The organism is Micromonospora sp. MH33 (assembly GCF_003013775.1).
GTDB classification, from domain to species: domain Bacteria; phylum Actinomycetota; class Actinomycetes; order Mycobacteriales; family Micromonosporaceae; genus Micromonospora; species Micromonospora fulviviridis.
In genome coordinates this window covers 1-9,005 of the sequence record NZ_MUYZ01000283.1, presented here as the reverse complement: position 1 = coordinate 9,005, position 9,005 = coordinate 1, and the positions used below count along the sequence as shown (strand labels likewise).

12 protein-coding genes are annotated in these 9,005 nt (G+C 74.7%); 6 read left to right on the top strand and 6 right to left on the bottom strand.

Annotation, left to right across the window (positions count from 1 at the left end):
- A partial coding sequence (locus tag B0E53_RS29340) for a DAK2 domain-containing protein (protein ID WP_146167806.1) occupies positions 1-409 on the bottom strand: 409 nt, incomplete at its 3' end.
- Between the two features lie 286 nt (positions 410-695).
- Between B0E53_RS29340 and rpmB the strand changes: the two genes are divergently transcribed.
- Positions 696-887, top strand: a complete 192-nt coding sequence (rpmB, locus tag B0E53_RS29335) for a 50S ribosomal protein L28 (protein ID WP_013284551.1) — start codon at positions 696-698, stop codon at positions 885-887.
- A 185-nt stretch (positions 888-1,072) separates the two neighbouring features.
- A complete protein-coding gene (locus B0E53_RS29330; RefSeq protein WP_107078972.1) occupies positions 1,073-2,329 on the top strand; it encodes an ATP-grasp domain-containing protein in 1,257 nt (418 codons plus the stop codon).
- Positions 2,330-2,336: 7 nt separating this feature from the next.
- Here the strand turns inward: B0E53_RS29330 and B0E53_RS29325 are convergent, their stop codons facing one another.
- Entirely contained in the window at positions 2,337-2,804 is a 468-nt protein-coding gene (locus tag B0E53_RS29325) for a GNAT family N-acetyltransferase (protein ID WP_107078971.1), read from the bottom strand.
- Between the two features lie 63 nt (positions 2,805-2,867).
- On the bottom strand, positions 2,868-3,815 hold the full coding sequence (locus B0E53_RS29320) for a thiamine-phosphate kinase (protein WP_107078970.1): 948 nt from the start codon (positions 3,813-3,815) through the stop codon (positions 2,868-2,870).
- A 164-nt stretch (positions 3,816-3,979) separates the two neighbouring features.
- On the opposite strand from B0E53_RS29320, the gene B0E53_RS29315 reads away from it, so the two are divergent.
- Positions 3,980-4,213: an Lrp/AsnC ligand binding domain-containing protein gene (locus tag B0E53_RS29315; protein ID WP_013284547.1), complete on the top strand. Its 234-nt coding sequence runs from the start codon at positions 3,980-3,982 to the stop codon at positions 4,211-4,213.
- Positions 4,214-4,828 (top strand): DUF3515 family protein, encoded by a 615-nt coding sequence (locus B0E53_RS29310; RefSeq protein WP_107078969.1) that lies wholly within the window; start codon positions 4,214-4,216, stop codon positions 4,826-4,828.
- A gap of 52 nt (positions 4,829-4,880) precedes the next feature.
- Here the strand turns inward: B0E53_RS29310 and B0E53_RS29305 are convergent, their stop codons facing one another.
- Positions 4,881-5,975: a D-alanine--D-alanine ligase family protein gene (locus tag B0E53_RS29305; RefSeq protein WP_107078968.1), complete on the bottom strand. Its 1,095-nt coding sequence runs from the start codon at positions 5,973-5,975 to the stop codon at positions 4,881-4,883.
- Positions 5,976-6,286: 311 nt separating this feature from the next.
- Positions 6,287-6,517 carry a hypothetical protein gene (locus B0E53_RS29300; protein ID WP_107078967.1) on the bottom strand — a complete coding sequence of 77 codons (231 nt, stop codon included), beginning with the start codon at positions 6,515-6,517 and terminating at the stop codon, positions 6,287-6,289.
- Between the two features lie 268 nt (positions 6,518-6,785).
- On the opposite strand from B0E53_RS29300, the gene B0E53_RS29295 reads away from it, so the two are divergent.
- Both B0E53_RS29295 and B0E53_RS29290 read left to right on the top strand, forming a co-directional pair.
- Positions 6,786-7,631 (top strand): helix-turn-helix transcriptional regulator, encoded by an 846-nt coding sequence (locus B0E53_RS29295; RefSeq protein ID WP_107078966.1) that lies wholly within the window; start codon positions 6,786-6,788, stop codon positions 7,629-7,631.
- A gap of 5 nt (positions 7,632-7,636) precedes the next feature.
- Positions 7,637-7,837, top strand: coding sequence for a DUF397 domain-containing protein (locus tag B0E53_RS29290; protein WP_107078965.1), 201 nt, complete (start codon positions 7,637-7,639; stop codon positions 7,835-7,837).
- A 57-nt stretch (positions 7,838-7,894) separates the two neighbouring features.
- Here B0E53_RS29290 and B0E53_RS29285 read toward each other — a convergent pair whose 3' ends face one another.
- On the bottom strand, positions 7,895-8,947 hold the full coding sequence (locus B0E53_RS29285; RefSeq protein WP_107078973.1) for an ROK family protein: 1,053 nt from the start codon (positions 8,945-8,947) through the stop codon (positions 7,895-7,897).
- Positions 8,948-9,005: the final 58 nt, after the last annotated feature.

The window sequence follows — 9,005 nt, the reverse complement described above, 5'->3', positions numbered from 1 at the left end:
CCTCGACCGGGTGGGCGACCGCGGCGTAGGCGGCGGTGGCGGCGTCGGCCAGTGCGGCGGCGAGCTGCCGGCCGCGGACCGCCGGGGCGGCGGCGAGCGCGTCGGCGAAGCCGCGCAGGATCTGCGACAGGATCACCCCGGAGTTGCCCCGCGCCCCGAGCAGCGCGCCCCGGGCCATCAGCCGCAGGGCGTGCCCGTGCGGGGTGTGCCCGTCGTCGGGCAGGGTCTCCAGGTCCATGGCGAGGGCCTGCTGGGCCGAGGTGAGGGTGAGCACCAGGTTGGTGCCGGTGTCGCCGTCGGGCACCGGGTAGACGTTGAGGTCGTCGATCTCGCCCTGGTGCCGCTGGAGGGCGGCCAGCCCGCTCGCGCACCAGCGGCGCACCGCGGGGGCGTCGAGGGTCTCCAGCACGTCGGGAAGCCTACTGGCGCGCACCGACACGCGCCGGGCCCGGCCGCTTCCGGCCGGCGTGTCCGGCAACCCCGGGCCGGCGCGGCCCACCGGCGCCCCGGGTACGCTGGGCGGGTTCCGTCTCCGACAGCTCCAGCTCGGCGCGTCTGACGCCGCGCGCGACTGGAGCCGTCGGCCGCCGACCGGGCCGGTTGGGCGTACCGGCCGGTCATCGGGTAACCTGGCCAGGTTGCCCGGGCTGCGCCTGGCGGCGACCTCATGAACGTTTCAATCCCAGGAGTATCCCGTGGCTAGCGTGTGCGACGTCTGTGGCAAGGGGCCGGGCTTCGGCCACAACGTGTCCCACTCGCACCGGCGGACCAACCGCCGCTGGAACCCGAACATCCAGTCGGTGCGTACCCCGGCCGGTGGTGGCACCACCAAGAAGTTGCAGGTCTGCACCTCGTGCATCAAGGCCGGCAAGGTCACCCGCGCCTGACGCGGTAGCACCGCCTTCACAGCTTCGTCGGATGCCGGCGGACCCCTCGGGTCCGCCGGCTTCTGTCGTGTCCACGGCCCCGCGGTGACGGGTCGCCGACCGGCCGGCGGCCGGCCGGGCCGGCCCGGTTAGGGGGCTGCTGCGCCGGCCGTCCGTTCCGGCGTCACGCGTGGGGAGGAACGACCGTGGAGCTGGACCTGGGGCGGGAGCATCTGGTGGTGGTCGGCGGGTCGTTCGGCTCGCTGCGCTGGTTCGACCAGGAGCTGCCTCCCGGCAGCGTGGTCCTGGTCGAGGAGCCGGACGTGATCCGCCGCCGGGGTCTGGAGCGCTTCGCCGCCGAGCTGCCGATGATCTCCCGGCTGGTGCCAGCCGAGTACCAGACCGGCTTCGACGCCGACGCCCTGCTCACCCGGGAGCCCGGCCTCGCCACCGCCCGGCTGGTCCTGCCCGGCCTGGAGTACGCCGTCGGCGCCGCCGCCCGGCTGGCCGACCGGCTCGGCCTGCCCGGCGCCGGGGTGGCCGCCGCGGACGTGTTCTCCGACAAGCACCGGATGCGGCTGCTCGCCGACGCCACCGGCCTGGCCAACCCGGCGTACGAGCTGGTCGACGACCCGGCGCGGGCGGCGGAGTTCGCCCGGGCGCACGGTGGCCGGTGCGTGCTCAAGCCCACCCGCCGCTCCGGCAGCCTGGGCGTGCAGCTGGTCACCGACCCGGCGGAGATCGCCGCGCGCTGGGCGGCCAGCGCCACCCCGCTCGAGCCGGCCGAGGCCACCGAGCGCGGCCTGCCCACCGGGGTGCTCGTGGAGGAGCTGCTGGTCGGCTCGGAGCACAGCGTCGAGCTGCTGGTCGCCGAGGGCGAGACGATCTTCGCCAACGTCACGGACAAGCGGATCGCCGGCGGCCGGTACCCGGTGGAGACCGGGCACACCGTGCCGTCCGCGCTGCCGGAGACGGAGCGGCGGGCGCTCCGGGACGCGGCGGTCCGGCTCGCCGAGGCGGCCGGCTTCCGCAGCGGCATGCTGCACAGCGAGTGGATCCTGGCCGACGGCGTGCCGACGCTGGTCGAGTGCGCCGCCCGGATGCCCGGCGACATGATCACCGCGCTGGTCTCGATCGCCTACGAGGTCGACTTCATCGAGGCGTACCTGCGGGTGCTGCGCGGCGAGCGCCCCACGCCGCCGGCGCGGCCGACCGGCGCGGCGGCCGTCGAGTTCCTGGTCGCCCCGCCCGGTCGGGTCACCGCCGTCGACGGCCGGCGCGGCGCGCTGCGGGTGCCCGGTGTGCTCGACGTGCAGGTCGAGGCGAAGGTCGGGGACCACGTGCCGGAGCTGCTCTCCTCGGCGCACCGCAGCGGACACCTGCTGGCCTGGGGCGCCACCCCCGCCGAGGCGGAGAGCGCCGCCCGCAAGGCCGCCGGCGAGATCCGGATCACCGTCGGCTGACCCGGGGTCAGAGCGGGCGGCCGAAGGAGAGGCAGCCCGGGGCGTCCTGGTAGAAGCCGAAGTTCGGGATCCGCTCGTAGCCGGCCGAGGTGTACATGGCGATCGCCTCGGGCTGCCTGTCGCCGCACTCCAGGATGATCCGCTTGCGGCCCTGCTCCCGGGCGGAGTCCTCGACCGCCGCGAGCACCGCACGGGCCACGCCCCGGCCGCGGGCGGTCGGCGCGGTGTACATCCGCTTCAACTCGGCCGTTTCGCCGTCGTCGCCGTGGCTGCGCCACCCGCCGCAGCCCACCGGCTGCCCGTCGAGGTAGGCGACCAGGAAGGTGCCGGCCGGCGGCTCGAACTCGGCCGCGTCGACCGGCGTCTCGTCGCCGCTGCCGCCGTACCGCCGGCCGAGGTCGGCCAGGGCCGCCCGGATCAACGCCTGCGACTCGGGCGCGTCGAAGCGCCGCACCCCGATCTCGATCTCGCTCACGGACTGAAGCGTACGACCGGGACCCGGCCCGCCCGAGGCCCGATCCCCGGCATCGGACGCAGATCACTCCGTCCGGCGGAAGTGGTCCCAGCCGGCGGTGCCCGCGTAGGGCCCGCCGTCCACGGTCACCCCGGCGCCCTCGGTCACCCGTCCGACCGGCCGCCAGCCCTCGGGCAGCGTCGCGGTCGCCGGGAAGGTCGCCGCGAGGGCGTGGTCGTCGCCCCCGGCCAGGATCCAGGTGTACGGGTCGACGCCGAGCGCCTGCGCCGCGTCGCGCATCTGCCGGGGCACCTCGAACGCCTCCCGGGTCAGGTCGACGGCCACCCCGCTGGCCTTCGCCACGTGCCCCAGGTCGGCCAGCAACCCGTCCGACACGTCGATCATGGCGGTGGCGCCGTGCCCGGCGGCCTCCGGGCCGGCCGCGTACGGCACCTCGGGGCGGCGGAACGCCTCCACCAGCAGCCGGGGGGTACGGAACCCCCGGGACAGCACGGTGTAGCCGGCGGCCGCCCAACCGGTCCGTCCCGCGAGGGCCACCACGTCGCCCGGGCGGGCCCCGGAGCGGACCACCGGCGGCCGGCCGGCCAGGTCACCGAGGGCGGTCACCGCGATGGTCAGCGTCGGGCTGGCGGACATGTCCCCGCCGACCACGCTCGCGCCCACCAGGGCCGCCTCGGCGCCCAGCCCGTCGGCCAGCTCCTCGGCCCAGGCCGGGTCGAGGTCGGCCGGCATGCAGAGGGCGACCAGCAGCGCGGTCGGGGTGGCCCCCATGGCCGCGATGTCGGCCAGGTTGGCCGCCGCCGCCCGGTGTCCCACGTCGCGGGCCCCCGACCAGTCCCGCCGGAAGTGCCGCCCCTCCACGAGCACGTCCGTGGAGGCCACCACCCGCCGGTCCGGCGCCGCGACCACCGCCGCGTCGTCTCCGGGGCCGAGCAGGCAGCTCTCCCCCTGGGCCAACCGGGCGGTCACCCGGTCGATCAGCCCGAACTCACCGACATTCGCGACCGTCATGCCGTCCCCTCGTCGCGCTCTTCAAGCTCCGCAGTCCCGCCAGCACTGCCCCGACGTGTGCTCACTCACCGCGTCCCGCCGGCGACCGATACAGATCAGGGCCGCTCCGTAGGGTAGTTTCACCCTTCGGGCCGCCCCAGGCGGCGACGGACGGAGGTCGAGTCGTGGTACAGGCGTACATCCTCATCCAGACGGAGGTCGGTCGGGCGCGTGACGTGGCCGGTCTGATCGCGGACCTTGCCGGCGTGGTACGCGTCGACGCCGTCACCGGGCCCTACGACGTGGTCGTCCTCACCGAGGCGAACACCGTGGACGAGCTCGGCAAACTCATCGTCAGCAAGGTGCAGATGGTGCCCGGCATCACCCGCACCCTCACATGTTCGGTGGTGCGGCTGTAAGTGGAAGAAGTCACGTCCTCCCCCGCTTCCGACGAGTCCCGCCCGGCGCGTCGCGACCGGTCGAACCGCAGCGCCGCGCTCTGGGCCACGCTGGTCGCGGTGCCGGTCACCCTGGCGGTGGCCGGGTTCACCTTCGCCAAGCTCGCCCCCGACACCCCGGCCGCCGCGCCGAGCCCGTCGGCGAGCGCCGTGCGGCCGCAGTCGACCACGCCGGTCGAGCTGCCGGCCCCGGTCCTGGCCGAGCGCCCGGCCACGGTGTGCCGCGCCCTGGTGTCGCAGCTCCCGGCGACCGTCCGCGACCTGGCGCAGCGTCCGGTCACCGCGGGCGCCGAGCAGAACGCCGCGTACGGCGACCCGGCGCTCACCGTGGCCTGCGGCGGCACGCCGCCGGTGGTGCAGCCCACCGACGAGGTCTGGTCGGTGAACAAGGTCTGCTGGCACGCCGTGCAGGAGGCGGACGCCACCGTGCTGACCACCGTCGACCGGGAGACCCCGGTCCGGGTGCGCGTCCCGAAGCAGTACGAGCAGCCGCTCCAGTGGGTCACGCCGATCTCCGACGCGGTGGTCGCCTCGGTGCCGGCCGCGAAGACCGCCCCTTCCGGCTGCTCCGCCTGACGCCCTCCGCCCGCCCCGGGGCGCCCGACGGCTCCCGGGGCGCGGCGACCGGTCAGCGGCCGGCGCGCCGCAGCGCGGTGCGGATGAGCCGGTTGACCAGCTTCGGATACTCCAGCCCGCTGGCCGCCCACATCCGGGGGAACATCGAGGTCGGGGTGAAGCCCGGCATGGTGTTGATCTCGTTGAGGTAGACGTCCAGCTCCGGGGTGACGAAGAAGTCGGCCCGGGCCAGGCCCGAGCAGTCCAGCGCGGTGAACGCGCGGGTCGCGTACTCCCGCACCTGCCGGGTCACCTGCTCGGGCAGGTTCGCCGGGATGTCGTACTCGCAGGCGTCGTCGATGTACTTGGCCTCGAAGTCGTACCAGTCGTGGCCGGAGACCACCCGCACCTCGGCCAGCACCGACGCCTCCGGCGCCCCGCCGGCCTCGCCCTCCAGCACGCCGCACTCGATCTCGCGGCCCACGATCGCGCCCTCGACCAGCACCTTGGTGTCGATCTCCCGCGCGGTCGCGACCGCCGCGTCGAGCTGCGCCCAGTCGTCGACCTTGGTGATGCCGAACGAGGAACCGGCACGGGACGGCTTGACGAAGACCGGCAGCCCGAGGCGCTCCTTGTCCTCCTCGGTCAGCGTCATCCCGGCGCGCAGCACCACGTACGGGCCGACCGGGATGCCCTCGGCGGCGCAGAGCTTCTTGGTGAACTCCTTGTCCATGGCGGCCGCCGAGGCGAACACGTTCGCGCCGACGTACGGGATGTCGGCCATCTCCAGCATCCCCTGGATGGTGCCGTCCTCGCCGTAGGCGCCGTGCAGCACGGGGAAGACCACGTCCACGTCGGCCAGCGCCACGGGGCCCTGGGTCGGGTCGAGCACCATGAGGCCACCCACCGCCGGGTCGGCGCGCAGCACCAGCTCGGCGCCGGAGCCGGCGGTGATCTCCGGGAGCTTCCGGTCGGCGATGGCGAGCTGGCCGGGGTCACCGCTGGCCAGCACCCACTGGCCCTGCCGGGTGATGCCGACCGGCACGACCTCGAACTCGTCCGGGTCGAGGGCGGCCAGCACGCTGCCCGCGCTCACGCAGGAGATGCCGTGCTCCGGGCTGCGGCCGCCGAAGACGATCGCCACGCGGGTCTTGCCTGGGGTGGTCACTGGAGTCACCTCTTCGTTCGCGACTGCGGCTGGCCGTGCTCGCCGGTGGCGCTCACCCGCTGACCTTACTGTGCGTGGCGAGCGCCGGTAGCCGATACCCGGGGAGACGACGCGGCGGCCGGCATTCGGTCAATGACCCGTATACGGGGAGTAACAGGGCGTGCGCGGGAGCGCGGAGACGAACCGGCGGCGACCCGGTCGCGTGATCGAAACGGCGCGAGCTGTGGTGAGCCCGGGCGGCCGGTGGCGGGACCTGCCACCGGCCGCCCGGCTCCCCGCCCCCGTCACCGCGTCCCGGGGGCGGGCCCGGTTCAGTTCAGGTGGTCCGGGGTCCGCGGCCGGCGCCCGACCGCGATGACCTTGACCCGTTGCCGGCCGGCGCGGACCATGCCCAGCGCCATGAAGGCGCCGGCGATCCGGTCCGCCGCCTCCCGGTTGTTCGCGCCGACGACCTGCCGGCGCCGTTCGGGGCTGGTCCGCTCGTTGCGCCAGACCCCGTCGAGGGGGCGCACGTCGGTGAGGACCACGAGGAACCGGGTCATCCCCGTCCACCCCCGGCGTGGCAGGCCGTCACCGTCATCGCGTCTCCTCCCCGCCTGGCATGCCGGTACGGGCACGCGGCGATCGGGTCGTGGGGGAGTAAAACCCGATCGCCGCGCGCCCCATCCCCTCCGGTCGCTCACCACCACCGTCGCCACGACAACCGGCAGTGAGGACGCCGTGACAGATTGACAGGTGGACACGCATGAATGCAACTCTCATCGAATTTCTCTCATGCCCGCTCTCCCATTGATGTGCGACCATCGATCCATGGCGCCGAAGACCGCCCGGGCCCGACGGCTCGGCATCGCCCTGCGGACCCACCGGGAGGCAGCCGGCCTCACCCTGGAGTCCGCGGCCGACGAGATCAACAGCACCCGCAGCACGCTGTCCCGCTACGAGAACGCGCAGACGCTGGTCAACCCGGCCACCGTGCGGGCGCTGCTCACCCTCTACGGGGTGGGCCCCGACGAGATCGCCGCGGCGGTGCAGCTCGCCAAGGACGCCCGCAAGCCCGGCTGGTGGGTCTCCTACTCGTACCTGCTCGACCGCCGGACCATCGACTTCATCGCCCTGGAGGCGGAGGCGACCGGGATCGCCAACTTCGAGCCGTCGGTAGTGCCGGGCCTGCTCCAGACCGCCGACTACATCCGCGGGGTGATGCGCGGCGGCCCGCACACGCTCAGCGACGAGCAGGTGGAGCAGCGGGTCAAGCTGCGGCTCGACCGCCAGCAACGGCTCACGGGTGACGATCCGCCGATCCTCGACGCCATCATCGACGAGGGGGCGTTACTGCGCCCGGTCGGGGACCGGGCGGTGATGGGGGGTCAGCTGCAGCACCTGTTGAAGATGGCCGAGCTGCCCAACATCACCGTGCAGGTGATCCCCCTGGCGGCCGGATACCACCGGGGGACGCGGGGGTCGCTGCACATCCTGGAGTTCGCGGATCCGGAGGACCCGATCATCGCCTCGGTGGAGACGGTCGCCGGGCAGATGGTGCTGGACCGGCCGGGCGACCTGCGTACCTGCACCAAGATCATGGAGCACCTGCGGACCGTGGCGCTGAGCCCGGCGGCCAGCCGGGACGAGCTCCTCCGCCTGCTGAACGAGAGGTAGAAGCGATGAACGGCACGAACAGCGGCCGCCCGGTGGCGACCGGTTGGCGCAAGAGCAGCCACAGCGGCGATGAGGGCGCGTGCGTCGAGATGGCCCTGCTGCCGGAGGCGGTCGCGGTCCGCGACTCCAAGGACCCGACCGGCCCGGTGCTGCTCTTCCCCCCGGCGGCCTGGGCCGCCTTCACCGGCGCCCCGCCGCGCACCTGATCGGGCGCGGCGGCACCGTCGAGCCCAGCGCGCCGGACCTGGCCGTGACGCCGCGGCTCAGCCGGCGACCAGCGGGCCGGCGGCGGCCCCGCCGCGGACCGCCTCCAGCGCCGCGATGGCCACCCCGCGCGCCCCGGCCATGTCCCGGTCCGGGACCAGGGCGAAGGTGGCCACCGCGCGCTGCTCGGCACGGAGCACGGTGTGCTCCCGCACGGTGGCCAGGAACCAGTCGCGGAACTCCGGCGCGGCCTCCACCACCCCGCCGCCGACGAAGTACGCGTGCGGGTCGGTGAAGTTGGCCGCGATGGTGAACAACCGGCCCAACGCCATGGCCTGCTGGGTGAAGACCTCGCGGGCCAGCGGGTCGCCCCGCTCGCCGTGTCCGCGGACCAGCTTCGCCGCCCGGGCCGGCTCCTCGGCCGCCAGCGGATGCCCCGGGAACCGGCTCAGCCAGTACGGCAGCAGGTTGTGCTCGATGGCGGTGAGCGAGGCGACGCTCTCCGCGTCCCCGGCGAAGCCGCAGGCGCAGAGCGGCACCGCCTGACCGGGCCCGAGCAGCCCGTCGAGCGGGATGTGCACGTGCCCGAACTCGCCCGCCATGCCGGCCGCGCCGCCGACCACCCGGCCGCCCTCCACCACGCCGCCACCGAGCCCGGTGCCGACGATCGCGGCGACCGAGGAGCGGTCCATCGCGTCGGCGCCGAAGTGCACGTGGTGCGCGTAGAGGGCCGCCGCGTTGCCGTCGTTGGCGTAGACCACCGGCAGGCCGAGCCGGTGCTCCAGCGCGCCGCGCACGTCGTAGCCGCGCCAGGCCGGCTGGGAGAAGTTGGTCGAGCCGCGTGAGGAGATCACCCCGGTGGCACTGGCCGGGCCGGGGGTGTCCAGCCCGACCGCGCGGACCAGCTCGCGGGGCACCCCGGTCAGCGCCAGCACGCCGTCCAGAGCCCGAGCGAGGGCCTCGATCGCCGCCTCCGGCCCGGCCCGCACCTCGCTCGGGATCTCCACCAGCCCGTCCACCAGGAACCGGCCGTCGACCGTCAGCACGGTGGCGTTGTTGCTCGTGCCGCCGTTGTCCAGACCCACCACCACCGGCACACCCGCGCTGCCCACCGCCACCGCCTCCCGCCGAGCCTGGTCCGAGGCTAGTTGGCGGTGCGGTGTCCCGCCA